The sequence below is a fragment of the Anaerococcus degeneri genome (assembly GCF_017874475.1).
Lineage (GTDB): Bacteria > Bacillota > Clostridia > Tissierellales > Peptoniphilaceae > Anaerococcus > Anaerococcus degeneri.
The window spans coordinates 48171-74374 of the sequence record NZ_JAGGLO010000003.1 but is presented as its reverse complement, the minus strand read 5'-3'; the positions used below and the strand labels follow the sequence as shown (position 1 = coordinate 74374).

At 36.1% G+C, this 26204-nt stretch carries 23 protein-coding genes; 19 read left to right on the top strand and 4 right to left on the bottom strand.

Annotation, left to right across the window (positions count from 1 at the left end; translation table 11 throughout):
* The first annotated feature begins 10 nt into the window (after positions 1-10).
* Positions 11-1825, top strand: a complete 1815-nt coding sequence (recQ, locus tag J2Z38_RS04620; RefSeq protein ID WP_209772958.1) for a DNA helicase RecQ — start codon at positions 11-13, stop codon at positions 1823-1825.
* A gap of 28 nt (positions 1826-1853) precedes the next feature.
* Here the strand turns inward: recQ and J2Z38_RS04615 are convergent, their stop codons facing one another.
* The gene (locus J2Z38_RS04615; protein ID WP_209772957.1) at positions 1854-2447 is read right to left on the bottom strand and encodes a Crp/Fnr family transcriptional regulator; all 594 of its coding nucleotides are present in this window, start codon (positions 2445-2447) and stop codon (positions 1854-1856) included.
* 95 nt (positions 2448-2542) lie between these two features.
* Between J2Z38_RS04615 and J2Z38_RS04610 the strand changes: the two genes are divergently transcribed.
* The 5 genes from J2Z38_RS04610 to J2Z38_RS04590 are packed head-to-tail and all read left to right on the top strand — an operon-like array spanning position 2543 to position 6968.
* Positions 2543-3301, top strand: a complete 759-nt coding sequence (locus J2Z38_RS04610) for a class I SAM-dependent methyltransferase (protein ID WP_209772956.1) — start codon at positions 2543-2545, stop codon at positions 3299-3301.
* The gene (locus J2Z38_RS04605) at positions 3302-4504 is read left to right on the top strand and encodes an ABC transporter substrate-binding protein (protein WP_209772955.1); all 1203 of its coding nucleotides are present in this window, start codon (positions 3302-3304) and stop codon (positions 4502-4504) included.
* Complete coding sequence (locus tag J2Z38_RS04600; protein WP_209772954.1) at positions 4501-5529, top strand: FecCD family ABC transporter permease; 1029 nt, start codon at positions 4501-4503, stop codon at positions 5527-5529. Before J2Z38_RS04605 ends, J2Z38_RS04600 begins: the two co-directional genes overlap by 4 nt.
* A complete protein-coding gene (locus J2Z38_RS04595) occupies positions 5516-6319 on the top strand; it encodes an ABC transporter ATP-binding protein (protein WP_209772952.1) in 804 nt (267 codons plus the stop codon). Before J2Z38_RS04600 ends, J2Z38_RS04595 begins: the two co-directional genes overlap by 14 nt.
* 1 nt (position 6320) lies before the next feature.
* A complete protein-coding gene (locus J2Z38_RS04590; RefSeq protein ID WP_209772951.1) occupies positions 6321-6968 on the top strand; it encodes a cupin domain-containing protein in 648 nt (215 codons plus the stop codon).
* Positions 6969-7010: 42 nt separating this feature from the next.
* Here J2Z38_RS04590 and asnA read toward each other — a convergent pair whose 3' ends face one another.
* Positions 7011-8021: an aspartate--ammonia ligase gene (gene asnA / locus J2Z38_RS04585; RefSeq protein WP_318527696.1), complete on the bottom strand. Its 1011-nt coding sequence runs from the start codon at positions 8019-8021 to the stop codon at positions 7011-7013.
* A gap of 290 nt (positions 8022-8311) precedes the next feature.
* Here asnA and J2Z38_RS04580 point away from each other — a divergent pair, with 290 nt between their 5' ends.
* The 13 genes from J2Z38_RS04580 (at position 8312) to murJ (ending at position 23064) form a co-directional block, all read left to right on the top strand.
* A complete protein-coding gene (locus J2Z38_RS04580; RefSeq protein ID WP_209772949.1) occupies positions 8312-9697 on the top strand; it encodes a uracil-xanthine permease family protein in 1386 nt (461 codons plus the stop codon).
* 139 nt (positions 9698-9836) lie between these two features.
* Complete coding sequence (locus J2Z38_RS04575; RefSeq protein WP_209772948.1) at positions 9837-10787, top strand: substrate-binding domain-containing protein; 951 nt, start codon at positions 9837-9839, stop codon at positions 10785-10787.
* A gap of 1 nt (position 10788) precedes the next feature.
* Positions 10789-11646 carry a phosphate ABC transporter permease subunit PstC gene (pstC, locus tag J2Z38_RS04570; RefSeq protein ID WP_209772947.1) on the top strand — a complete coding sequence of 286 codons (858 nt, stop codon included), beginning with the start codon at positions 10789-10791 and terminating at the stop codon, positions 11644-11646.
* Positions 11647-11661: 15 nt separating this feature from the next.
* Positions 11662-12477, top strand: coding sequence for a phosphate ABC transporter permease PstA (gene pstA / locus J2Z38_RS04565; RefSeq protein WP_209772945.1), 816 nt, complete (start codon positions 11662-11664; stop codon positions 12475-12477).
* An 8-nt stretch (positions 12478-12485) separates the two neighbouring features.
* Positions 12486-13349, top strand: coding sequence for a phosphate ABC transporter ATP-binding protein PstB (gene pstB, locus J2Z38_RS04560; protein ID WP_209772943.1), 864 nt, complete (start codon positions 12486-12488; stop codon positions 13347-13349).
* Entirely contained in the window at positions 13349-13966 is a 618-nt protein-coding gene (locus J2Z38_RS04555; protein WP_209772941.1) for a phosphate signaling complex PhoU family protein, read from the top strand. The genes pstB and J2Z38_RS04555 overlap by 1 nt, the downstream gene beginning before the upstream one ends.
* Entirely contained in the window at positions 13966-14625 is a 660-nt protein-coding gene (locus tag J2Z38_RS04550) for a response regulator transcription factor (RefSeq protein ID WP_209772939.1), read from the top strand. Before J2Z38_RS04555 ends, J2Z38_RS04550 begins: the two co-directional genes overlap by 1 nt.
* Positions 14622-15935: a sensor histidine kinase gene (locus tag J2Z38_RS04545; RefSeq protein WP_209772937.1), complete on the top strand. Its 1314-nt coding sequence runs from the start codon at positions 14622-14624 to the stop codon at positions 15933-15935. The genes J2Z38_RS04550 and J2Z38_RS04545 overlap by 4 nt, the downstream gene beginning before the upstream one ends.
* A 64-nt stretch (positions 15936-15999) precedes the next feature.
* Complete coding sequence (locus tag J2Z38_RS04540; RefSeq protein WP_209772935.1) at positions 16000-16308, top strand: hypothetical protein; 309 nt, start codon at positions 16000-16002, stop codon at positions 16306-16308.
* 28 nt (positions 16309-16336) lie between these two features.
* Complete coding sequence (locus J2Z38_RS04535; protein WP_209772932.1) at positions 16337-17863, top strand: 4Fe-4S dicluster domain-containing protein; 1527 nt, start codon at positions 16337-16339, stop codon at positions 17861-17863.
* Positions 17864-18032: 169 nt separating this feature from the next.
* On the top strand, positions 18033-19775 hold the full coding sequence (locus J2Z38_RS04530) for an ABC transporter ATP-binding protein/permease (RefSeq protein ID WP_209772929.1): 1743 nt from the start codon (positions 18033-18035) through the stop codon (positions 19773-19775).
* A complete protein-coding gene (locus J2Z38_RS04525; protein ID WP_209772926.1) occupies positions 19765-21423 on the top strand; it encodes an amino acid ABC transporter ATP-binding/permease protein in 1659 nt (552 codons plus the stop codon). Before J2Z38_RS04530 ends, J2Z38_RS04525 begins: the two co-directional genes overlap by 11 nt.
* Positions 21424-21492: 69 nt before the next feature.
* Positions 21493-23064, top strand: coding sequence for a murein biosynthesis integral membrane protein MurJ (gene murJ, locus J2Z38_RS04520; RefSeq protein WP_209772924.1), 1572 nt, complete (start codon positions 21493-21495; stop codon positions 23062-23064).
* A 351-nt stretch (positions 23065-23415) separates the two neighbouring features.
* On the opposite strand, the gene J2Z38_RS04515 is transcribed toward murJ, so the two are convergent.
* The gene (locus tag J2Z38_RS04515) at positions 23416-25146 is read right to left on the bottom strand and encodes a VWA domain-containing protein (protein WP_209772922.1); all 1731 of its coding nucleotides are present in this window, start codon (positions 25144-25146) and stop codon (positions 23416-23418) included.
* Complete coding sequence (locus J2Z38_RS04510) at positions 25139-26044, bottom strand: AAA family ATPase (protein WP_209772920.1); 906 nt, start codon at positions 26042-26044, stop codon at positions 25139-25141. The genes J2Z38_RS04515 and J2Z38_RS04510 overlap by 8 nt, the downstream gene beginning before the upstream one ends.
* Positions 26045-26204 lie beyond the last annotated feature (160 nt).

Below are 26204 nucleotides of genomic sequence, written 5' to 3'. Positions count from 1 at the left end.
TAGGAAAAATATGACAAGACAAATCACAAGTAATTTAAAAAAATATTTTGGTTTTGACACCTTTAGGAAGGGACAAAGGGAAATTATAGAAAAAATCCTAGAGGGCAAGGATGTTTTGGGAGTTTTACCAACAGGAGGGGGCAAGTCGATTTGTTATCAGCTTCCAGCCCTTATGAAAGATGGGCTAACCCTAGTGATTTCTCCCTTAATTAGCCTTATGAAAGACCAGGTCGATGCCCTAAGGGAAGATGGGATTGATGCAAGTTTTATTAATTCAAGCCTTGATTTTGAAACCTATATCGATACCCTAGAAGATGTTAGAAAAGGGAAAATAAAACTCCTTTATATTTCTCCAGAAAGGCTAGATAATGAGTTTTTTAGGGATTTTTTGAGGAATATTAACCTATCTTTTGTGGCAGTCGATGAGGCCCATTGTATTTCCCAATGGGGCCACGATTTTAGGCCTTCCTACAAATTAATTGCTGACCTTTATAATATTATTGGACCTCATGTGCAAATAGCAGCCTTTACAGCCACAGCAACCAGGGAAGTAAGAGATGATATCATAAATAATTTATCTCTTAAAGATCCTTTTGTGAAAGTGACTGGTTTTGACAGGCCGAATTTAAAATTTATCGTAAGAAAACCCAAAGACAAGCTTAAATTTTTGAAAGATTATTTGGAAGATCGCCAGGGAAAATCAGGCATAATTTATGCCTCTACTAGAAATAGGGTCGATAAGCTCCAGAGATACTTGGCTGCTGGAGGCTTAAGCGTGACCAAATACCACGCTGGCCTTAGTGAGGCCGAGAGAAAAAGGGCCCAGGAAGATTTTATTTTTGATAAAAAAGATTTGGTTGTTGCTACAAATGCCTTTGGTATGGGGATTGATAAGTCAAATGTGAACTTTGTTATCCATTACAATATGCCCAAAGACATGGAATCCTACTACCAAGAGGCAGGTCGTGCTGGCAGGGACGGAGAAGATGCTGATTGTATCCTTCTTTATTCTGCCCAGGATATTATTATAAATAAGCACCTGATAAATCAAAGCAGTAACCTTGCCTACAGGAAAATTCAACTTGAAAAGCTTCAGACAATTATAAATTACGTCAACACAAATAAATGTCTCAGGGCCTTTATACTTGAATATTTCGGCCAAGAATATGAAGGACCTTGCGATTTTTGTTCAAATTGTCTTGATGATATTAAAAAAGAAGATAAGACTGTCGATGCCCAAAAAATCCTATCCTGTATCTTTAGGCTTGATCAAAAGTATGGGATAAGTACAGTTGTTGACTGTCTTAAGGGGTCGAAAAATAAAAATGCTAGGGAGAAGGAGCTTGAAAATATCTCCACCTACGGCATCATGAAAGAAAAATCTGCCGAAGAGATTAAAGATTTGATTGGGGTTTTGATTGCAGATGGCTATATCAAAGTCGTTGGTCTTGATTATCCAGTCCTTGCACTTACAGAAAAATCTAAGGATATTTTATTTTCTAAGACCAAATTTTATGCAAGGAAGACTGAAGCTAAAAAATCGGTCAAACATAAAGAGCAAAATCTAGGAAGCCAAGGCGACCAAGATCTATTTGAAAAACTAAAAAAATTAAGGTTAGACCTATCAAAACTTAGGAAAATCCCACCTTTTATTATATTTTCAGATCAAACCCTAAAGGATATGGCAATCAAAAAACCAAAGAATGAAGAAGAATTTTTAGGGGTAAAGGGTGTAGGAGAAAAGAAACTAATCCAATATGGGGACTTGTTTATTGAAGAAATAAAAGATTATTTGATTTTAAAAAATAAAGATTCGGAGGACTGATTATTTTTTGCTTAATCAGTCCATAATTTTATATCAAACCTTCTTTTTTCATAAGGGATAGCTCTCTTGAAAGAGCAGACCTATTGCAAGCTAAAAATTTAGCCAAATCTTCCCTCGATAAGTTATTAGAAAATAGAGAATTTACACCATATTTATCAATATATTTGTTGATTCTTTCCCTGATTTTTGGCTTGGAATATATATCTAATTTGTAAGCCAAGTATGAAATTTGCTCATCATACAATTCTATAATATTTTCCATAAAAAGTGGTCTGCTTGTGCAGGCCCTTTTATGCTTTTCGAATACCTTGCAAACATCAAGGACCAATACTTTACAATCTTTTTTACAAACCATAAACCTATCAGCTAGGGAAGAAAAATTAATAGAAAAAGAATCAGAAACCCTATAAATCCTGTCTATAATTTCCCTGTCATCATCTATGGTACATAAATCAATCCTTCCCCTTAGGACGATACCAGCCTTAAAACCTGTGGAAAAGTCATACATGTATTCGTCTTTAGAGAAATTTAAGATTTTATGGTCTATACATGAAAAAATATGTTTTATAGTAGCCTCATCTAAACCATTAAATAATTCACTTTTTAAAATAATTTCTTCCATAAAATCCTCTCTTGTTGCTTTAGCAACTGCAATAAAAATTATCTATGTTATAATTATATGTGTAATGATTATCGTTATCAAGAAGGAGAAAATAAATGGAACAAAATAAAATTACATTTGGACATGATTTTTTAAAGATGCTTGGTAGGACAAGATTAAGACCAGGAGGAGGTCTTATGACCGATTGGTTATTAGATCAGGTCCAAATTGATAAAGATATGAAAGTTTTGGAAGTAGCTTGCAATAGAGGAGATAACCTAATAAGAGTTTATACTAAATATAAATGTAAAATAATAGGTATAGACATTGATCAAGTTGCCATAGACCAAGCTCTGGAGAATATAAATCTCTTGAGTTTAGATAAGGAAATTGAAGTCGTGAATATGGATGCCTTAAATTTAGATTTTGAGGATGAAACATTTGATTTAATAATTAATGAGGCCATGCTTACCATGCTTACAAATGAAGACAAAGCAAAGGCTCTTAAAAATTATCACAGAGTTTTAAAAAAGGGTGGTTACTTACTAACTCATGATGTGGCAGTTGAAAATGAAAGTGAAGATATAAGAAGGCAACTTTCAAAATTTACAAATATGAATGTTTATCCTCTAACCGTAGAAAATTGGAATAAAGTATTTATAGAAAATTCTTTTAGACCTTTTTCACAAAGGACCGGCAGGATGATTCTTTTAGACAGGGATACAATCATAAAGGATGAGGGACCAGTTGGGGCTGCAAATTTTTATAGAAATGCTTATTCCGAAGAAAATAGGGCAAGGTTTACAAAAATGCTAGAAAGGTCTAAGAGCTCAAATAATTCATATATAGTTTTGGCAAGTAAAAAGGAGGATTAGATGAAAAATATTAAAAAAATACTATTAATTTTATGTTTACAAGCCTTTGCTTTAACAAGTATGACAGCTTGTGGTAAGGAAAAAACCGAACAAAAGTCAGAAAGCAAGGAAGTAGTTCAAAGCGAAAATAAAGAAGAAAAAGAAGATGAAAAGGCAGATAAAAAAGAAGAAAAGCCTGAAGAAAATAAGGATGAAAGTAAAAAAACAAGGACAATAACAGACCATGCAGGCAATAAGGTTGAAGTTCCAGAAAAAATTGAAAAAATAGTTATAGATCAAATTCCGATTCTATCAACTTATATGGCTTACCATCATGGAAAGGCTCCATATATAGCAGGTTATGCTGGTTCACTTAAGCAAGTAATTTCAAATACAGTTTTAAAGGACATTGCTCCAGAACTTCTTGATAGTCAAAATACTGTTCAAGCTCAATCTGACATAAATATTGAGGAAATAATGAAGCTTAAACCAGATGTTATTTTCTACAACGCATCAAATAAAGAACATTATGAAGCCTTATCTAAAACGGGCATACCATGTGTTGGTTTTGCCACTGTTGGTACCAATGGTCCAGCTGACCCAATAGATAGATACACCCAATGGTTAAAACTTCTAGAAGATGTTTTTGGTGAAAGTGGAAAGACAGATGATTTCATTAAAGCCGGTCAAGAAATTGTAAAAGATGTTGAAGAAAGAATTGCAAAAATAGATGATAGCAAAAAACCAACCGGCATGATTTTATGGAAATATACTCAAGGTGTACCAATGGTTGCTGGTAAGGGAGTGTTTGGAGATTTTTGGCTAAAGAGAATTGGGGTCAAAAATCTGGCTGAAGAAGCAAAGGGCTTTGCTAAAGTATCTGTAGAGCAAATTTACCAATGGAATCCAGATATACTTTATCTTGATGGACCTGGTTTACTTGATATAACAACAAAAGATGTATTTGCAAATTCTGTAGAAGGTATAGATTTTTCAAATATGAAAGCAGTCAAGGATAAAAAAGTCTACAATACAAAACTTGGTATGTGGAATTGGTTCACACCAAACCCAGATGGTCCACTTGTCCTAGCTTGGCTTGCAAAATCAACCTATCCAGATGAATTTAAAGACTATGACCTTAAGTCTATGATTAAAGAATATTATCAAAAATGGTATGGATATGAATTAAATGATGAACAAATCGAGGATATGTTTGATATATGATTAAAGAAATCTTTATCAAAGATAAAAAAATAAAATCAACTTCATATCTAATACTTATAATTCTACCCATATTAATAAGTATTATGGCACTTGCCATAGGTAGGATGCCACTTAGTCTAGGGCAGATTATAGAATTTTTAGGTGCTTATTTAGGTGGTAGAGACTTTGATCCCATGCTTGAATCTGTAATAATTAATGTACGTCTGCCAAGAATTATTACAGGCCTTGTAGTCGGAGCTGGTCTTTCCACAGCTGGTCTTGCCTTTCAAGGGGTTTTTTCAAACCCCTTGGCAACTCCAGATATTTTAGGAGTAAGCTCTGCTGCAAGTCTTGGGGCAGTAATTGGCATACTCCTATCACTTTCAACCCTATCCATCCAAGCCTTAGCTTTAGTTTTTGGATTAATTGGAGTGGTATTAACCCTATATATAGGAAAGACTAGGACTAGGTCATCAACAATAATGCTTATCTTAGCAGGTCTGGTAGTTTCTTCCTTAACAAACGCCTTTGCATCCTTATTAAAATATACAGCTGACCCTACAGACAAGTTGCCAGCAATTAGCTATTGGCTCATGGGTTCTTTTGCAAGATCATCTTACAAAAACTTGGTGCTTTCAGCTCCACTAATAATTTTTGGTATAATTTTGATTAGACTTTTGATTTTTAGATTAAATATTATGAGCCTTTCAGAAGACGAAGCAAAGAGTCTTGGTGTAAATGTCAAAAGAACTAGGCTTCTTTTCATATTTGCATCCACTCTTATTACAGCGTCATCCATATCAATGTGTGGTCAAGTTGGATGGATTGGTTTGATAATTCCTCACATGGCAAGGATGATGGTGGGAGCAAACAACACCCACACCCTCCCCTTTAGTATATCTTTAGGAGCAAGCCTGATGGTATTAATAGAAGCCTTATCAAGGACGGTTTCTGTAATAGAATTACCTATTTCAGTCCTTACAGCAATTATAGGTGCTCCTATTTTTATAAGCCTAATTAGAAAAACTGGGGGTGGTTTCAATTAAATTAGAATTCAAAGATGCAGGATTTTATTATGATAAAAATCATGTATTATTTAAAAATTTATCTTTTTGCCTAGACCAAGGTCAGGTTTTATCAATATTAGGACCTAATGGAGTTGGCAAAACAAGCCTTATAAGGTGCATATGTGATTTTGAAAAATGGAAATTTGGTAAAAGTTATTTGGACGGAAAGGATATTGCATCCTTTAGCCGAAGGGAATTATGGTCCAATATATCATACGTTCCACAAAAAAGGTCATTTTCTTTTGAATATTCGGGTATAGATATGGTAGTTCTAGGTCTTGCTAGTAAGCTTGGGCCTTTTGCAAAACCGGGTCAAAAAGACTATGACAAGGCAGAAAAACTCATGAAAAGTTTAGCCATAGAAAAGCTTAAGGATAAGTCTTGTTCAGTAATGAGTGGGGGAGAGCTCCAGATGGTTCTCATAGCAAGGGCTTTGATTTCTAATCCGAGCCTGATTATACTAGATGAACCAGAAAGTGGTCTTGATTTTAAAAACCAACTCAGAATAATTTCTTTAATCAAAAACCTATCCAAAAAAGAAAATATTAGCGTTATTATAAATACACATTATCCAGCCCACGCTCTTGAAATAGCAGATAAGTGTTTGATTTTAATGAAAGATGCTAGGTATAAAATTGGCAAAACATCTGATATTATTTGCCAGGAAAATATAAGGGAAGCATTTGGGGTAGAAGTTATACTTGAAAAAATAAAAAAAGATGAAGAATATTATAATACAATTATTCCACTTAGTATAGTAGGAGATTAAAATGAAAAATATTAGTAAGGGAGTAATCTTAAAGGCAGAAGGGATGATTCCCCTAAGAGAAAACCAAACTATAAGCAAGAAACTTATAGATTTGGAGGATTTACACATTTTACTTATGAGTCTTGGCCAAAATACAAGCATTTCTCCAGAATTTTATGACCAAGTGAGGATATACCTTGTTTTAAAAGGAGAAATTAACTTTAATAAGGAAAAACTTATTAACAATGAATTAATATTTTTCGAAAAAAATAAGCTTTTTGGCATTGAGACAGATAAGGAAAGTATTTTTTTAGAAATAGGAATCAATTTAAAGGAGGAAGAGATGAAAAATATCGATAAGGGAAAGAAAATAAAATTAGTTGACTACTTGGATTATATAGACGGAGCTATAGCCAATATTGACCTTGTTTCAAAAGATGATGTTAGGGTAGTAATGATGGCTTTTGATGAAAACGAGGGTCTAAAACCCCACAAGGCTCCTGGAGATGCTCTTGTCATGGCCCTTGAGGGAAAGGCAAAGCTTCTTGTTGGAGATGAAGAAGTTGTGATTGAAGCTGGTGAACAATTAGTTTTCCCAGCAAATGTAATCCATAATGTGAGTGCAATTACAAAATTTAAGATGTTATTAATCTTATCTATAGATAAATAATAAAAGACCTTGAATGATTTTTTATCATCAAGGTCTCTTTTTCTATAATAGTTGAATGCCTTTGTTGGCTAGTGTTCTTCTTTGGTCGTCTGGCCAGTAGGATACTTGGACTTCGCCGATGTGGGCTTTTTGTAAAAAGAACATACAAAGCCTTGATTGGCCGATACCACCACCTATGGTTTGTGGTAGCTTATCATCAAGGAGCATTCTGTGGTAGTCGTATTTTAACCTATCAAGATTGCCTGACTGTTTTAATTGTTCATTTAACCTAAAGCTATCGACTCTGATACCCATTGAGGAAAGCTCTAGGGCATCGTCAAGAACCGGATTGTAGACGATTATATCGCCATTTAAAAGCCAGTCATCGTAGTCTGGGGCTCTACCATCGTGTTTTTCGCCATTTGATAGGAGAGAGCCTATTTGTAATAAGAATATTGAACCAAATTCTTTTGCCGCAAGTTTTTCTCTCTCTTTAGCATCCTTATCAGGATACATATCAAGAAGCTCTTGACTTGTAATAAATCTAATTTGATCTTTTAGAAGTTTTGACCTTGTAGGTATAAGGCCACAAAGATATTCGTCAAGGCTTTTCATTGTCCTGTAGATGGTTTCCACAGTTTGTTTAAGATAGGTTTCGTTTCTATCGTCCTTATCTATTATTTTTTCCCAATCCCATTGGTCGACATAAAAGGAATGGGTGTTGTCAGGCTCTTCGCTTGCTCTAATGGCATTCATATCTGTATATAAACCTTCGTGGACTTTGAATTTGTACTCCATAAGGGCGTATCTCTTCCATTTTGCAAGGGAGTGGACAATTTCCATTTCTTCGTTATCAGCCTCTGGGAGATTGAATGAGACAGGTTCTTCTACACCATTTAGGTTGTCGTTAAGACCTGATTTTTTTGATACAAAAAGAGGTGCAGATACCCTTTTCAAATTTAAATTGTTGGCAAGGTTGATTTGAAAATAATCTTTTATTTCCTTTATTAAAACTTGAGTCCTGTAAAGATCCTCGTTTGACTTGTAAGCTTCTGGTATTAGTAATTTCATTATTAATTCTCCGTCTTTTATCTTTCGCTATTATTCTTCTATTTTACTTCTTTTATAGGAAAATAAAAATTGTACAAAACTAAAATTTTCTTTTGAAATTACCATAAAAAATAAGGCTTAGAAATAACTTGACTTAAGGGATTTTAACTGTATAACTTATCTAGAAATGGTAGAAATAAATTTTTGATTATACATACTTATACTAGCCATTTCAAAAAAAGAACTAGGATAAATGAATAAGCTTGTCACCTGTAGGTGGCTTTTTCTTTGTCCAAAATAAAAAAGGAGAGATAATGGAAAGTAAATTTAAAGAATTGTTTCAATTTGAAGGCAAAGTTTCTTTCAAAGAAGCCTTCCCACTAGCTTTACAACACGTAATCGCCATGATAGCAGGTTGTGTAGCTCCAGCTTTGATCTTTGCTGATGCAGCAGGCCTTAGCCACGCTGATAGCATTATCCTTGTCCAGATGGCCCTCATAGGTTCAGCCCTTACTTCATTTTTGATGCTTTATCCAATAGGGATTTTGGGTAGTAGATTACCTATGATTTATGGTGTAGCCTTCCCATATGTGCCAACCATGATTGCCCTTTGTGGTCAATTTGAATCAGCAGGTCCTGCTGGAATTGTGGCTGTAGTTTTAGGAAGTCAATTAATAGGAGCTATTGTTTCTATAGTATTTGGCCTTGCCCTCAAATATATAACACCATTTTTTCCACCACTTGTATCAGGAACTGTAGTTTTGGCTATAGGCCTTACCCTATATCCAGTTGCTATTACAAATATGGGTGGAGCAGGATCAGTTATGGCCCCAGGTTGGGGAGCATGGCAATATTGGCTTGTTGGTATAATCACCCTTCTTGTAAATGTTGGTCTTAACCACTTTGGCAAGGGCATTACTAAACTTGCTTCAGTATTATTTGCCATGGTTGTTGGCTATATCATAGCATTTTTCTTTGATATGGTAGACCTATCACCAGTTAGGGAAGCAGGTTGGTTATCAGTAGCAGCTCCACTTCACTTTGGCATAAAATTTGAACCATCAGCCATAATTTCCTTTGTAATCATCTTTATGGTTACATGTATAGAAGGAATTGGCGATATGTCATCAACAACCATCGGCGGTATGGACAGAAACCCAACAGATGATGAGCTTAGGGGAGGAATTGTAGGTTTTGGTGTGGCAAATGTTATAGGTGCCTTTATAGGATGTCTTCCAACAGCTACATTTTCACAAAATGTTGGAATAGTCTCAGTAAATAAGGTTATTAATAGGAGAGTATTTTTTGGGGCAGGTTTGATTATCCTAGTGGCAGGCTTTATGCCAAAAATATCTTCATTACTAACTACCATCCCAGCACCTGTAGTAGGAGGCGCAACTCTTTCAGTATTTGCAGCTATCACTATGAATGGAATTAGGATGATAACCGAACAACCACTCACAGTGAGAAATACTTCTATAGTAGGAATCGCAATTGCAATTGGTTTTGGTTTTACAACCATAGTTACAACTGCTGAATCTGCAGGCATAACATTTATGCCAGAGGCTCTTAAAAATGCAATCGGTGTATCACCAGTAGTCCTTGCTGCTCTCACATCAATTTTGATGAATGTAATGATTCCAGAAACAGAAGCGGACAAAAGACAAGAAAAAGCCCTTGATGAAGTAATAGCTGATTAAGAAAAATAATATTTTTTAGGCGAGGAAATCTTCGTCTTTTTTTATGATTTATTTTACATAAGTTTTACAAAGATTTAAAACCTTTCGAATAATGACCTAGTATCATAGACTTAAAGTTAAGAAACTTAAGGAGATTAAAATGAAAATCACAAATAAAAAAATACTAGCAGCAACACTTTCACTTGGACTTATCCTTGCTGGATGTGGTAAGGATCAAAAGGCAGAAGAAAAACCAGCTAAAACTGAAACAACTGAAACTGCTGAAGCACCAGCAGAAAAAGAAGAATCAACTAAAACAGCAAATCAAGAAGATTATGATTTCTCAGTTGTATCTCGTGAAGAAGGTTCAGGTACAAGGGGTGCTTTCATAGAACTTGTTGGCATTGAAGAAGAAGTTGACGGGTCTAAGGAAGATATGACAACCCAGGAAGCCATTGTCCAAAACTCAACTAACGGTGTTATGCAGACAGTAAGCCAAGATACAGAAGCTATCGGATACATTTCCCTAGGCTCCCTAAATGATACTGTAAAAGCAGTAAAAATCGAAGGTGTAGAAGCCACAGAAGAAAATATAGTAAATGGCACCTACAAAATTTCAAGACCATTTAATTTAGCTTTCAAAGAAGCTGAAATAAATGATCTAGCCAAAGACTTTTTAAAATTCTGTCTATCAGAACAAGCCCAAACCCTTACCTTAGAAGAAGGTTATGTTCCACTAAAGGATACAGAGAAATATGAACCAGCTAAAGTATCTGGTACCCTCACAGTAGCTGGTTCTACATCTGTAACCCCACTTATGCAAAAAATGGCAGAAAAATACCAAGAGCTTAACCCAGACGCTAAGATTGAAATCCAATCAACAGGTTCATCTGCAGGTATAGAAGCAGTAATCGACGGAGCAGCTGATATAGCAATGGCCTCTAGAGAGCTAAAAGATGAAGAAAAAGATAAACTTGCCGTAGAAGTAATCGCAACAGACGGTATCGCAGTAGTAGTAAATCCATCAAGCAAGGTAGAAGACCTAACAATGGATGAACTTAAACAAATCTTTAAGGGCGAGCTTAGAAATACAAGCGAACTAGGAAAGTAAAATGGGAAAGATAAGAGAAAAAGTTGGCGAAATAATTTTTCTCTTGTCTGCAGTAATGTCCGTATTTTTGATACTACTTATCATCTTCTTCATATTTTCTGAAGGTATTAAGTTTGTAAATGAATACGGACTTTTAAAATTCGTAACCGGCAAGGTTTGGAAACCAACTGCAGGCAATCCGAGATTTGGAATCTATCCAATGATTATAGGTTCTTTAATAGTAACCAGCTTATCAACCTTAATAGCACTTCCATTTGGTCTTGCAATTTCAATATTTATGGCCTATTATGCAAAAAAATCCTATGGGGTATTGAAGGCCCTAATGAACCTTATGGCAGCTATACCATCAGTTGTATATGGATTTTTTGCTATGATGGTCCTTGTGCCTCTAATAAAAGATATTTTTAATGCTAAATCAGGTATGAATATGCTAAGTGCATCCATCCTCCTAGCTTTTATGATTTTGCCAACCATGGTAAATATATCTGAAAACTCCCTAAGGCAAGTGCCTAAGACCTTTATGACGGGGTCTCTCGCCCTTGGGGCTACAAAGGAAGAAACCATCAGAAAAATCTTAGTGCCTTATGCTAGATCTGGTATATTTTCGTCAATAATCCTTGCCATCGGTAGGGCCATAGGTGAAACCATGGCAGTTTACTTAGTTATAGGTAACCAACCAGTAATGCCAAGCTCAATCTTAAAAGGTGCAAGGACCTTAACAACCAATATAGTCCTAGAAATGGGATATGCATCAGGTTTGCATAGACAATCCCTAATCGCCACAGGCATGGTTTTATTTGTCTTTATCCTGATAATAAATATTATCTTTAATATTATAAGAAATAAAACCGAAGAATGATTATAGGAGATTTTTATGAGTAAAATTTATAAGGCTTTAATAATAGGTCTAACATTTCTTGGCTATGCCATGGCTGGGATTATTATTGCCTATATTTTAATAAAGGGCATACCAAATATCAGCCCATCCTTATTTGAAATAAAATATACTACAGAAAATGTTTCCCTCATGCCTGCCTTAATAACAACTTTGATGACCATAGGATTGACTTTGATAATTGCCCTTCCTGTAGGAATTTTTACTGCAATCTATCTTTCAAACTATGCAAAAAATAAGTTTCTTATCAAGTCCGTTAGGTTTTCAACTGAAATCCTATCATCAATTCCCTCTATAGTTTACGGTCTTTTTGGTTACTTGTTTTTTGTATCAGGAACAGGCTTCGGCTTAGGAACGAAGTATTCCCTCCTAGCAGGATGTTTGACAGTGGCAATTATGGTTCTTCCGACCATAATAAGGACAACTGAGGAGGCTATTTTGACAGTTAACCCTCTACAAGCCCACGCCTCCCTTGCCCTTGGGGCCACAAAAATCCAAACTATTTTTAAGGTCATATTGCCAGATGCCATGGACGGAATTCTAGGAGGAATATTCTTATCAACAGGTAGGATTGTAGGTGAATCAGCCGCCCTAATTTTCACAATGGGCACTAATACTGATATACCAAAGGGCTTATTTAAGTCTGCAAGGACCATGGCAGTTCACATGTACGTACTTTCGTCAGAAGGTTTCCACGTTAAGGAAGCTTACGCCACAGCAGTACTCCTCCTAGTCTTTGTTGTCGTAATAAACTTCGTTTCAGCAAAGATTAGTAAAAAAATTGTAAAATCTTAGGAGAAAGAATGGATAATATAAATAAAAATGGGCCCTTAGAAGATGACATCTATAAAAAGGCCCAGCAAATAAATAAGAAAAACAAATCAATAATAGCCCAAAGAAATGTTGAAGATAAGGGCACAGCCATCTTAGTCAAAGATTTAGATTTATGGTATGGAGATTTTAAAGCTCTTAAAAAAATAAATATGGATATCAAAAAGGGCAAGGTTACAGCCTTTATAGGACCTTCTGGTTGTGGCAAGTCTACAACTCTCAAATGTTTTAATAGGATGAACGACCTTGTTGATTCATGTAGGATAGAAGGTTTAATAGAAATAGAAGGATCTGACATTTACAAAAAAGACGTGGATGTTGTAAGTTTGCGTAGAAATGTTGGTATGGTCTTTCAAGCACCAAACCCTTTCTCCAAGTCAGTTTATGACAATATTACCTATGGACCAAAGTTATCAGGCATTAAGGATAAGGAAACTTTAGATGGAATTGTAGAAAATTCTCTAAAGGCCGCTGCAATTTGGGATGAAGTTAAGGATAAACTCGACCAAAACGCTTTGTCATTCTCCGGTGGCCAGCAACAGAGGATTTGTATAGCTAGAACCCTTTCTGTAAATCCTGAAATAATCCTAATGGACGAGCCTACAAGTGCCCTTGACCCAATATCCACATCTGCCATAGAAGACTTGATGGATGAGTTAAAGGAAAAATACACCATAGTAATTGTAACCCACAACATGCAGCAGGCAGCAAGGATATCAGACCAAACAGCCTTCTTCCTAACAGGAGAGGTAATAGAGATGGATGAAACCAAAAAGATTTTTGAAGACCCAGCTGATAAAAGGACTGAAGATTATATTACAGGAAGGTTTGGATAATGAGGACTAGGTTTAATAGTAATTTGGGATCAATCAAGGATATGACCAGGGAAGTAAGCCAATTAATCCTTATTTCCTATGATAGGATTGACCTTTATCTTGACAATAAAAACGATGAAAATTTAGATCATGTCATAGAACTCTATGACGATATCAGAAGGGGAGCATCTGGAGTAGAGAGCTTTTGCTTTGAACTCTTGGCCCTCCAACAACCTGTGGCCAAAGATCTTAGGCTCTTGCAAATGGAAATAAAACTTGCCTCAACCTTCAAAAGAATAGCAAGTCACCTAAATTCAGCAGCAGAAATCTTAAAATCCTATTGGCTTTCTGAAAAAGAAATAGATTTTCTTAAAAAATTCATCGAAAATGAAAAAAATATGCTAGAAGATGGCATCAAGGCCTTTGTGACCAATAATAAGGACCTAGCCCTTGATACAATCGAGAAAGACCAAATTAATAACGACTTATTTATTGATGCCATTAACTTTGCGGCAGATGAAAATAAAAACGACAAGATTAGTGCAGTAGAATTATCGAATAAAATTTTACTTTTTAAATACTTTGAAAGGCTTGGCGACAGGCTTGCCAGGGTGGCAGAATTAGCAACGAGGTTATAATGATATATGTAGTTGAAGATGATGGAGCAATTAGAAATCTAGTATCCTATGCTCTTACTGAAAAAGGCTATCAAGTAAAATCCTTTGAGGATGGTAGGTCAATAGTAAAGGAAATTAGGGAAAATCCCTGCGAACTTTTGCTTCTAGACCTCATGCTTCCAGAAAAGGACGGAGTCACAATCCTAAAAGAGCTTAGGGAATTTTCTGATATACCTGTTATAATTCTTACAGCAAAAACTGATGAATTTGACAAGGTTTTGGGCCTTGAAAGTGGGGCTGATGATTATATCACCAAACCATTTTCTATCCTAGAACTTCTATCAAGGGTTAAAGCTATCTTGCGTCGAGTAAATAAGGCTGATAACGACCATCTCACCTACAAAAATCTAAGCATTAATACCAAAAAACGAACTGTGAAGGTTAATGGAGAAAAAATCGACCTTACCTACAAGGAATTTGAGATGTTATCTTTATTTATGAACAATATTGCCAATGTCATTACCAGGGAAGATTTCCTCCTAAAAATCTGGGGTTATGACTACCAAGGCGAGACTAGGACTGTTGATGTTCATATAGCAAGCCTCAGATCCAAGCTAAAGGATGCAGGCTCCTACATTTCAACCGTAAGAAACCTTGGTTATAAATTTGGAGAGATATGAAAAAGTTAACTAAAAAATCATTAATTATTACAACAACCATAGCTACCGCCCTTGCTGTGGTTGTTAGTTTTTATACAAACCAATACATACTCTGTCTTTTATTTTGGGCAATTCTAATGATTTTGTTGGCATCATCTCACTTTTATATCGACAAAAGACTAGATACCTATGCCAAAGAAATTTCGAAATTTGACAAATACTACGACTTTGACCACATTGGCGAAGATTTTGAAGATGTAGGCAAGATTTATGGCAAGCTTCTTAACAAAAATATCAAACTTGAGAAAAACATTTCCATCTTAAAAAGGCAAATCAAAGAGTTAAAAAATATTACCTCAAATATGGAAGAAGGCTTTATAGTATTTGATCCTAAGGGTGAGGTAGAACTGATGAATGATTCGGCCAAGGTTTTTTTAAATAAGGATGAGAAGGTTAGGCTTGATAAGCTCATAGATGACAAAGAATACAAGCTTGCCTTAAGAGAAGCAAGGATTTTATCCAGGTCAAAAAGCCTGGCCCTTGATGTAAATTCCTACCACCTAAAGATTTTTATCGACCCAATTTATGATGATGGAAACATGGGTTTTGTAGTAATTATCATTGATTATTCAGAAACAAGGAAGGCAGAGCTTATGAGAAGGGAATTTTCTGCCAATGTCACCCACGAACTAAAAAGTCCACTCACCTCTATAAATGGCTATGCAGAGCTCATTGCTACAGGGATTGCCAAAAAAGAAGATGTTAAGAAATTTGCCCAGATAATTTTTGATGAGGGAAATAGGCTCCTTGAAATAATTGACGATATCCTTAGACTTTCAAAACTTGATGAAAAAGGCCTAGACATAGAAAAATCCTACGTTGATATCAAGGAAGAGATGGATATTATCATCGATAAGTTTAGGCAAAATTCAGTTAAGAAAAATATAAAAGTGGAAAATAATTTGACTTCCTACAGGATTCACACAGTCAAATCTCTTTTTGTGGACCTTTTATCAAACATTTATGAAAATGCCATCAAATACAACAAGGAAGGTGGATCTATCGAAATTTCTTCGATTCTTATAGATAGGTCGCTTAGGATTTTTATAAAAGACACTGGCATTGGAATAGGAAGTTCCGATATAAAAAGGGTTTTTGAGAGGTTTTTTGTGGTTGATAAATCAAGAGATAGGAAGTTAAAATCAACTGGACTTGGCCTTTCTATTGTAAAACATATTGCTGATACACTTTCTTTCAATCTAGACATAGAAAGTAAACTCGGAGAGGGTTCTACTTTTATAATAGAAATACCAATTGATGATTATATATAATTCATATTGAAATATTTCGTTATATTTGATACAATCATACTGAGAATATAAAAAGGAGACTGAGATGAAGGTAACTATATGTTCATGTGCAAGATGTACAGCCCACGGAAATGAATACTTACATGATTCCGCTGAGCTTGTAAAGAAAGATGTTGAAATTGCTTATGAAGTAGATGGTCTTGGCGATGCGCCAGAAATCGAAATAGTTTATAAGAACATAATGGATGAAGTAGAAAATTCAAAAAGATTATCACCTATTTTAAAAATAGATGACGAGTACATAACCAAAGCTAAACCAGAAGTTCTTATGGAAAAAATGTATGCGACTATCAAAGTTGATAGGGACAAGAGAAGGGCAGAAGCCAATAAATAAGAAAAGATTAAGTTAGTTGAGGTATTAAATGAAAGAATCGTACATAGATATTTTAAACATAAGAAGGATGGCCTTTGAGGCAATTGCGAAGATTGCTTATGAGAATAGGCCACTGACAGATATAGGCCTAGAAGTATATAATATCCTCCCTGGTGAAGAAGCATCCTACAGGGAAAATATCTTCAGGGAAAGAGCTGTAATGGGCGAAAGACTAAGGATGTGTATAGGTCTTGACGCAAGAACAGCTGACAAAACCGAAGCCATTACACAAGGTCTTGCTGATATGGATGCTGATAGGAGAATCTACCATCCACCATTAGTATCAGTTATCAAAATTGCCTGTGAGGCTTGCCCAGAAAATAAGGTTACAGTTACAGACCAATGCCACGCTTGTATTGGCCACCCATGTGTGAATGTCTGCCCAAAAAACGCAGTAGAATACACAGCTAAGGGTGCTATAATTGATCAAGAAAAATGTATCAAATGTGGTAAGTGTGTTGAAGCTTGCCCATACAATGCTATAAACCATCAAAAAAGACCTTGTGCCGAATCTTGTGGTGTAAAGGCGATTAAATCAGATGAATTAGGTCGTGCATCAATAGATGAAGATAAGTGTGTAGCTTGTGGTAGGTGTATAATAACCTGTCCATTTGGAGCTATATCAGACAAGGGAGAAATTTACCAATTAATCAAGTCTCTCCAATCAGATAGGAAGGTTTATGCTATAGTAGCCCCATCTTTTGTAGGCCAATTTGGTGCAAATGTAAGCCCAAAACAAATCAGGGAAGCTGTCAAAATGCTAGGCTTTGATGATATGATTGAAGTAGGTTTAGGTGCTGACCTTACTACAATGAATGAAGCACATGAATTCTTAGAGTCTGTGCCAACAGGCAAAATACCATTTATGGGTACATCTTGCTGTTTCTCATGGAAATCAATGGTTAGAAAAAATTTCCCAGAAATCAACGACAAGATTTCAGAGTCATCTACACCTATGATTTACTCAGGCAAGCAAATGAAAAAACGTGATCCAAACTGCGAAGTAGTGTTCATAGGACCATGTATTTCTAAAAAGCTTGAAGCCCTTGAACCAGAAGTTGCAGAAGTTATTGACTTTGTAATTACCTACGAAGAGCTTTTAGGCATGCTTCTTGCTAAGGGTATAGAGCCAGCTGAAATAGAAGTAGAAGACGATATTATGGATGCGTCTCAAACTGGAAGGTACTACGCTGTAAGTGGTGGTGTTGCCCAAGCGGTTGAAAAGAGAATCCACGAAATCGACCCTGATGTAGTAGTAAATATGGAAAATGCAGAAGGCCTAGCTGACTGTGTGAAACTAGCTAGAATGGCAAAACTTGGCAAGATGAACGGCAAGCTAATCGAGGGAATGGCTTGTATGGGAGGCTGCGTTGGAGGCCCTGGTACAGTTGTTGATATCAAAAAATCTGGAAAAGCTGTTAAAGATTTCTCGGCAGCATCAATCTTCAAATCACCAGCAGACAATACAAATATCCCAACAGAAGATAGACCAAACGACAGCGTTTTACAAAAATAATAAATAATATAGGGGAGCTCTAAGCTCCTCTTTTTTGTGTGAAAATTTCCGAGTTTTTTTATATATTTGAAATATCCTTGATACTGAAAATCGATTGCACAGTTTTATTTCGTATGATAAAATAAAATTAATATATTATTAACAATATTAGAATAAAAATGAGGTAATTATGGTAAATAAAAAACTTCTAGAAATGCTTGAGGGATCAAAAAAATATTTGTATGTAAATTTACTTTTTCGCTTCGTGTCTCTCTTTATGCAAATTGGTATAGTTTGCATATTTAGTCAGGTTGTTTCCTTAGTCTTTAGACAAAAGATAGGGGAGATTTCCCTAGTAGAAATTATTCTCTATGGGATTTTATTTTTGGCTATAAAACTTTTTTGCCAATATATGGTAACAAGAATATCTTTTCATTCAACAAAATTTATTAAGGAAAAAATGAGGAAAATAATCTTTCAAAAACTCATTGACGATAGGATAGACTTTGAGGAAAAATTGCCAACATCCGCTATTTTGCAATTAGCTGTGGAGGGAGTTGACCAGTTGGAGATTTATTTCACATCCTATCTACCACAACTTTACTATTCCCTATCATCAGCCCTAATACTTTTTGCCTGTATTTCCTATATAAGCAAAACTGCGGCAATCACCCTTCTAATTTGCCTGCCCCTAATCCCAGTTTCTATAATCCTAATCCAAAAAATTGCCAAAAAACTTTTGGGTTCTTATTGGACATCCTATATGAGCCTTGCTGATATATTTCTAGAAAATCTTGAAGGCCTCAATGAATTAAAATCTTACGGAGCTGATTCTTATAGGCAGGACTTGATGGATGATTTCGCCGAAAAATTTAGAAAAGCGACTATGAGAGTTCTTGTAATGCAGCTAAATTCCACATCTGTCATGGATATTATAGCCTATGGGGGCGCTGCGGCTGGTATTGGAGTTGCCCTTGTAGAATTTAGTCAAAGAGACATAAATGTTTTTGGCCTTGTATTTATCAGCCTTTTGGCTGCAGAATTTTTCCTTCCTTTAAGACTACTCGGATCATATTTCCACATAGCCATGAATGGAATTGCTGCCTCAAACAAGCTCATGGTCCTAATTGATAGTCTTGATAGGGACTTGGGAAGTGAAAGTCTAGAAGGAGAAAAAATTGACCTTAGCTTTGATAATTTGACCTTCTCCTATGATGGACAAAGGCAAATCTTAGATAACATTAATATTGGAATAAAAACAGGAGAACTGGTAAGCCTTGTCGGCCTAAGTGGGTCCGGAAAATCCACAATAGCTAATCTAATCAAGGATCCAGGCCTTTCCTATGATGGAAAAATCCTTATAAATGGACTTGAAAAAAATTCTTATGATCCAAAGAGCCTTAACAAAAAAATAATAAATGTGGATTTTGATGGCAAGGTCTTTAAGGGAAGCGTCAGGGAAAATTTGAAAATTGCAGGAGAAAATTTGACTGACGAGCAAATGCTAGATGCCCTAAAAAAGGTCAATTTATACGACTATTTCAAAGACCAGGCAGGGCTTGATACAGAGATTTTAGAAAATGCTTCAAACCTTTCAGGCGGTCAAAGACAGCGACTTGTCCTTGCCAGGGCCTTTTTGTTTGATGGACTTTTGTATATTTTTGATGAGGCTACAAGCAATATTGACGGGCCAAACGAGGAAAAAATTATGGCCATAATCCAAAAACTCGCCAAAGAAAAGGCGGTTTTAATCATTTCCCACAAGCTAATAAACTTGGTGGCAAGCGACAGGATTTATTTCTTAGAAGACGGCAAAATTCAAAAATCCGGCACCCACTCAGATTTATATGAAAATTGTAAGTCTTATAAAAATATTTTTGATAAACAAAAAGAGCTTTGCTCTTACGCAAAGGGGGTAAGCTATGAAAACTAGGAGATCTAGCCTTAGTATAATGAAAAATATGATAGGCCTTGTTGGAGAATTAAAACCAGTCATGGCCCTAGCCATCATCATAGGCAGCCTTGGCCACCTTTGTGCAAGCTTTGTGACAATCCTTGCAGGCTACGGGATTTTGTCGAATTATCAAAACGATGGCAAAAGCATTTTTATAATAAAACTGATGGTAGTTTTTGCTATCTTAAGGGGGATTTTCCATTATATTGAGCAATACGCCAACCATTATCTTGCTTTTAAAATTTTAGCAAAAATCAGACACCTTGTCTTTAAGAAAATGAGAAGTCTCGCCCCAGCAAAACTAGCTGGCAAGGACAAGGGCAACCTCATAAGCCTGATTACATCAGATATAGAATTGCTAGAAGTTTTCTACGCCCACACAATTTCACCGATTGGAATAGCCATAACTTACTTAATTATTATGGAAATCTTCCTAGGAAGTTTTTCTAACTACCAAGCTATTCTGGCATTTTTTGCCTATATTACTATTGGATTAATAAGTCCTATGGTAATTGGCAAAAAAAATTCTAGTCTGGGTCTTGATCTTAGGAATAAAACCGGAGAATTAAATTCTTTTGTCCTTGAAACTATCAGAAATATGGACGAGGTTAAGCAATTTGACCTAAAAGATAGACAGGTTTCTATCCTTAGGAAAAGATCTAGGAAATTAAGGTCAACTGCCAATAAACTTGATCAAATAAAGGCAGGTTCTGAAGCCCTAATCGGAGGCCTTATCCTAGTTTTTTCCTTTGCAATGCTCCTTTTATCCCTATTTCTTTATAAAAATAATATTGTCGACATAAAGGGATTTATAATACCAAGTATAGCTATGTTTTCAAGCTTTGGTCCCTTTGTTGCCCTTTCTAACCTTGGCAATATCCTTTCTCACACCCTTGCAAGTGGGGACAGGGTCCTAGATCTTTTGGAAGAAGAACCGATAGTTGACGAAGTTTTGGGAAATGATGACAAGAAAGCCTTTGAATCTGCAGAAATAGATAAGATTTCCTTTGCCTACGGAGAGGAGAAAATTCTCGAAGATTTCTCTTTGAATTTTGTCAAGGGTAAGATTTTTGGATTCTATGGCAAAAGTGGGTCTGGAAAATCAACCCTCCTAAGACTTTTAATGAGATTTTGGGATGTGGACCAAGGAGAAATAAGGATAAATGACAAAAATGTTAAAGAAATTCCAAGCAAAAATTTAAGACAAATGCAAAGTCTTCTTGGCCAAGACACCTATATTTTTAATATTAGCTTAAAGGACAATATCAGACTTGCCAAGCTTGACGCTACAGACACAGAAATAATAGAGGCGGCAAAAAAAGCTTCTATCCATGATTTTATCACATCTCTTCCACAAGCTTATGAAACCAGGGCAGGAGAATTAGGATCTACCCTCTCAGCTGGGGAAAGACAGAGAATTGGTATAGCTAGAGCCTTCCTCCATGACTCAGACCTCATGCTTTTTGACGAGCCAACAAGTAATCTTGATATCCTAAATGAAGCAAGCATCCTAAAATCAATCAAAAAAGAGAGCAAGGATAAGACTATTATTCTCGTAAGTCACTCCCTATCAAGCCTATCTATAGCTGATGAGAAAATTCAAATTAAGGGCAGGAGGAATTCCTAAAACCCTATATTTGTAAATGCGACCTTTTTTAGATATAATATAGGAAAGTCATTATAAGAGAGGAAATTTATGGGTCAAACTACTTTGATGCTCATGATAATAACCATCATCTCAAAGGTCTTCGGATTTTTAAGAGAAGGTGTGATGGCTTATTACATTGGAGCAGGTGATCTAAAAAGTGTATATACAACAGCCAACACCCTGCCTGTAGTTGTGTCAAACTTCGTGGCAATGGGTATTATCTCAGGTTTTATACCTATATATAACAAAGCAAAAAATGAAGAGGGCGAGGAAGCCGCAGAGGAATTTACTTCAAATGTATTTAATATTTTGATGCGCTTTGCCCTTGGTGCGGTAATCTTTGGTATTGTTTTTGCAAGGCCATTTTCTAAAATTCTAAGCCCCGACCTTGAAGGGGAATGGCTAGACCTTGCGACAAACTACACAAGAATAATGATGTTTGCAGTCTTTGCCTATCTTTATTCTGCGATTTTCAGGGGCTATTTAAACCTCAAGGGCAATTTCTTTGATCCTGCCATTACAGGAATCTTGATGAATATTGTCATTATAATTTTCACAGTCCTCACAGGTATCACAGGCAATCCTTATTTGTTGATTGTAGGAGCTCTTTTGGGAAATGTTTTGCAATATATCTTATTTCCAAAGGCGGTAAGACTTGCAGGCTACGAACACAAAAGAATTGTAGACATCCACAACAAGTATGTCAAAAGCCTGATGATTGTGGCAGTGCCAATAATTATCTCATCTGCCGCTGGCGAACTTTCTATAATAGCAGACAACTCCATGGCGTCTTACTTTTTCGGAAAGGCTGCCATTTCAAAATTGTTTTATTCAAAAACCATGCTCACCCTAATCACAGGGGTAATTACAGTTTCTGTAACAACAGCGATTTTCCCAAAAATTGCCCACCTGGGCCAGGCGGGAGAGATAAGTAAGATGAAATCATCAATCTCATCTGCTGTTGTCACATCCATGAGCCTTGTAATTCCTGCAACCATTGGCATGATGGTCCTCTCAGGGCCAATAATCGAGCTAGTTTTTGAAAGAAGGGCCTTCACAAGCGAAGATACAATCATCGTTGCAAGTCTATTGTCAGCCTATGCCCCTTATATCATTTTCCAATCCATAACAGATGTTGTGGATAGGGGATTTTATGCGGTTGGCGATAGCAAAACACCTGTTATTATCGTTGTGATCCAACAAGTCTTAAATATTATTTTAAACTTTGTTTTGATCAAGTATTTTGACATCAAGGGTCTAGCCTATGCGACAGTTGTCTCAACTGCTATTGGGTCAATGATGATGATTTATAAGTTCAGGGACAATTTTGGGTCCTTTAATTTCAAATCAACTTTAATTTCCCTAGGGAAAATTGCCCTTGCAACAGGTCTTATGGCCTTTTTGGCAGATGTAACTTACACCATGCTTGCAGGCAAAATCAGCCATATAATCGCCCTTTTCGTAGCTATTATTGTGGCAGGCTTTGTTTATATTTTGCTAATTTTACTAGCTAGGATTCCAGAAGTCATGGACCTAGTTAACCAAGTCTACCACAAGTTTTTTGACAAAAAAGGAGAATCAAAGAGGGTAGCAAAGAGAAAAAGAAAAAATAGGTACTAAAAAGATGGCATAAAATCTTGCCATCTTTATTTTTTAAAAATATCACTAAGGAATATTCCGATTTATGATAAGAAAGGACCCTAGTTTATGAGATTCCTCACTTCAGCCCCCTCGACTTCGCTCGGGGTACACTCCATGACTGGAGAGTATGTCTGCTTATGTGCTGGTCTTTGCTTTATAAGGGCCCTCCTCCGCTGAAGCGTCGTTCGGGACGGCGCTGAAAGGTTCGATGTTACAGAGGTCGTTCCGACAGAGAGTTCGGAGAACTCGACGAGGAATCTCATAAATAAGAGATTTTTTAATAAACAAAAAAGATGGCTCTTAAGCTTTTAGCTCAAGTTTGCCATCTTTTTAAATTTTCATAATAGTATTTTTCATAAAAATTGAAACAATTTTGGAGAAGTTTTCAAGGCTACTTATCCTACAAAAATCTGCCCCATAAATTAGTTTGCCATTTTCTATATCTTCGTCTTCGCCAGTAAAGACGCCCAACACAGAAATTTCCTCGTTTTTTATATTCCTGATTTCCTTAGCCGTATCTTTCACAGCCACATCTCCGATATACTGTTCCTTCTCAAGGAGTTTGACCGTATTTATATTGGCCTTTTCGTCATTTGGCCTGCCGTCTGAAAGGATGATTACAATGTGCTTTTCATTTTCCTTAGTCTTGTCAATTAGTTCATTTAAAACCTTAAAGGCAAGGCCATCCCTGTTTGATCCAGAGGCGAAATATTTGAAAATCTCCTTGTTGTTGTGTTTTTCATTGTAATCCCTAAAGAGATTGAAAACTGTGTGGTCACGAAGGGTCGAAAAGGACATTACCCTAATAGGGATGCCCACCTCATCCATGGCATTTTCTATGATGTAGGCTTGGTTGGCTATAATTTCCTGCCTGTTTCTCTGGCTGGCAGAAGAATCCAAAAGCAAATCGACCTTAAAAGTAGAAACGTCGTCGTTTTCTACATTATCAAAAATATTAAAATCCTTAAGGACGCTGGCCTTCCAAGCCTTTGTAGAATCAACAATCCCGTAGGCCTTGGAGACTTCAGAAAAATCCTCGTAATTTGCTATAGAATTTTTTATTGTCTGAGCAAGCTCCTTGATGGAACGATTGTTTATGGCGAGATTTTTCTCAATGTAATCTTTATTTTTCTCAAAAACCTCATCCCTGTTTTTCTTATAAAACTTGGCATTTGGGCTATCTGTGTAAACTCCCTTGGTAAAATACAAAAATTTCCCAGAATGGACCCCAGTTGCGAGTTTTTTCTCAAGGGACTTGACCCTCATTTCCGGAAAAACCGACTTGCCATAAAAGTCTTCAATAAATTCATCACTCCCGTGGTAGCCTTCTTTGTCAGCATTCAATAGGATAAGGTGCCTGTCCATGTCCTTGTTTTTTTCTTCCAGATAAATATTTCCCGTAAACTCTGCCGAACCAATATTAAATTGGTCTTTTATAAAGTCATCAGAAAAGTCAAAGTCTTTGGCATCCTTTTTTGAATTTTTAAAATCCTTAGGCTTTTTATCCTTAATCATCTCCTTGAGGAGAGATTCATTTTCCCTGGACTTTTCAAAAGTGAAATAGGTCTTAAAAACTTGGTTTAATTTCTCAATGAGTTTGCCTGTATCAAGTTCGTAAATCTTAAAAATATCCCTGTAAATTGTCCTAAAAAATGGGCCTTCAGTGATGGGCTTACCTAGGACTTGTCCATAATAGGCCTTTTCGATTTGCTCTTTTAGGTTGTCTGCCTCGTGGAAATTGTATTTGCGAAGGGCTTTTTTAGCATAGTCCTTCCTCAAAGATTCGATAACTAGATTGTCCTTATCCAAGGTCTTGTAGGCAATGTCTTCCATCAAGAGATTGGCAATGAAGGAAAATTCTGGGAAAAAGGGACTTTCAGCTCTCAAATAGTCAAAGTATGAATCCAAAACATCAAAATCAAAGGTCTTGATTACAAAACCCCTGGTCATATTTTTATAAACTTGGTCCATGGGATAGGATTTTTGGGGAAGAAAGTCATATTTTTCCGCAAAATCCCAGATGATATTATATTCTCTTATCTTATCAAAATTCTCACTCATCAAAGACACTCTCGTCTATTTTTTCAGGTATTTTTGTCTTTATTAAATCAAGGACAAGGTCTCTTTCAAATTGGTCAAAAGACTTATTCACCAGACCCATTTTGATAGCGTCAAATGGATTAAGGCCGATTTTCATAGTCTCAATAGCCCCGATTAAGCCCCTAAGGTCAACAGATTTTGTTGAAATCTCGTTGTTTTCGCTCTTCATCTGTAGGGAGATAAACATATCAATCAAGGCCTTCCTGTATTTTTCCTTGAGGGTTGGGAAATTATCCTTAAGGAGCAAATCAAGATTGGCCTTGGTAATATTTGGCACATTTATAATCATAAACCTTGATGCAAGAGCCTCGTTAAGCTCACGAGTGCCGACATAACCGTAGTTCATAGTTCCAATAAATCTGGTATTTGGATCTAAGTTTATCTTATCAAATCCAGAAATATCAATAATCCTCCTGTGGTCAAGGCTTGCGTGGAGGACAGAAATCGCCTCGTTTTTTGCCATATTTATCTCATCTAAAATCGCAAAACCACCATTAATAGCAGCTTCGTAAATCGGACCTTTCCTAAAAGTCACCTCGCCATTTTTGAAAGTGTCAGCTCCTATTAGGGAAGCAAAATCGGTATTAACATGGAAGGAAACATTGTAAGTTGGCCTTTTAAAAAGATAGGAAAGGTTTGAAGCAAGGACGTTTTTTCCAGTCGCCTTGGCCCCTGTAAGGAGGATATTCTTCCCGGCAAGAAGGGCAGCGATAGCCTGTTCTAAGACATCTTTCCCATAGTATTTATACTCAGGCTTGATAACCCTATCGTTATTATCAAGTCCATTTTTTTGTCTATATTCTTCTAAAAGGGCAATCAAATTCTCATTAATGCCCTGGTCTTTTAAATAATTAATCATAATTCACCTCGGATTTATTATACAATAGGCAGGAAAAATATCACGAAATTAAAATGAAGGCAAAAAACAATTCGTCCAAGGCCGATAATAGTGTAAATATATACAAATGAGCTTTCATTTACCATAGATTTGTTATATAATAAGGTTGTAACAATTAGTA

What these genes read in the sequence shown, in the direction of transcription:
- murJ (WP_209772924.1), top strand. Translation starts at nt 21,493, where the DNA reads ATGGGTCAAACTACTTTGATGCTCATGATAATAACCATCATCTCAAAG.
- J2Z38_RS04600 (WP_209772954.1), top strand. Translation starts at nt 4,501, where the DNA reads ATGATTAAAGAAATCTTTATCAAAGATAAAAAAATAAAATCAACTTCA.
- J2Z38_RS04510 (WP_209772920.1), bottom strand. Translation starts at nt 26,044, where the DNA reads ATGATTAATTATTTAAAAGACCAGGGCATTAATGAGAATTTGATTGCC.
- J2Z38_RS04515 (WP_209772922.1), bottom strand. Translation starts at nt 25,146, where the DNA reads ATGAGTGAGAATTTTGATAAGATAAGAGAATATAATATCATCTGGGAT.
- pstB (WP_209772943.1), top strand. Translation starts at nt 12,486, where the DNA reads ATGGATAATATAAATAAAAATGGGCCCTTAGAAGATGACATCTATAAA.
- J2Z38_RS04575 (WP_209772948.1), top strand. Translation starts at nt 9,837, where the DNA reads ATGAAAATCACAAATAAAAAAATACTAGCAGCAACACTTTCACTTGGA.
- J2Z38_RS04610 (WP_209772956.1), top strand. Translation starts at nt 2,543, where the DNA reads ATGGAACAAAATAAAATTACATTTGGACATGATTTTTTAAAGATGCTT.
- J2Z38_RS04525 (WP_209772926.1), top strand. Translation starts at nt 19,765, where the DNA reads ATGAAAACTAGGAGATCTAGCCTTAGTATAATGAAAAATATGATAGGC.
- J2Z38_RS04605 (WP_209772955.1), top strand. Translation starts at nt 3,302, where the DNA reads ATGAAAAATATTAAAAAAATACTATTAATTTTATGTTTACAAGCCTTT.
- J2Z38_RS04540 (WP_209772935.1), top strand. Translation starts at nt 16,000, where the DNA reads ATGAAGGTAACTATATGTTCATGTGCAAGATGTACAGCCCACGGAAAT.
- J2Z38_RS04555 (WP_209772941.1), top strand. Translation starts at nt 13,349, where the DNA reads ATGAGGACTAGGTTTAATAGTAATTTGGGATCAATCAAGGATATGACC.
- J2Z38_RS04535 (WP_209772932.1), top strand. Translation starts at nt 16,337, where the DNA reads ATGAAAGAATCGTACATAGATATTTTAAACATAAGAAGGATGGCCTTT.
- pstC (WP_209772947.1), top strand. Translation starts at nt 10,789, where the DNA reads ATGGGAAAGATAAGAGAAAAAGTTGGCGAAATAATTTTTCTCTTGTCT.
- J2Z38_RS04530 (WP_209772929.1), top strand. Translation starts at nt 18,033, where the DNA reads ATGGTAAATAAAAAACTTCTAGAAATGCTTGAGGGATCAAAAAAATAT.
- J2Z38_RS04550 (WP_209772939.1), top strand. Translation starts at nt 13,966, where the DNA reads ATGATATATGTAGTTGAAGATGATGGAGCAATTAGAAATCTAGTATCC.
- J2Z38_RS04615 (WP_209772957.1), bottom strand. Translation starts at nt 2,447, where the DNA reads ATGGAAGAAATTATTTTAAAAAGTGAATTATTTAATGGTTTAGATGAG.
- J2Z38_RS04545 (WP_209772937.1), top strand. Translation starts at nt 14,622, where the DNA reads ATGAAAAAGTTAACTAAAAAATCATTAATTATTACAACAACCATAGCT.
- J2Z38_RS04580 (WP_209772949.1), top strand. Translation starts at nt 8,312, where the DNA reads ATGGAAAGTAAATTTAAAGAATTGTTTCAATTTGAAGGCAAAGTTTCT.
- J2Z38_RS04590 (WP_209772951.1), top strand. Translation starts at nt 6,321, where the DNA reads ATGAAAAATATTAGTAAGGGAGTAATCTTAAAGGCAGAAGGGATGATT.
- pstA (WP_209772945.1), top strand. Translation starts at nt 11,662, where the DNA reads ATGAGTAAAATTTATAAGGCTTTAATAATAGGTCTAACATTTCTTGGC.
- recQ (WP_209772958.1), top strand. Translation starts at nt 11, where the DNA reads ATGACAAGACAAATCACAAGTAATTTAAAAAAATATTTTGGTTTTGAC.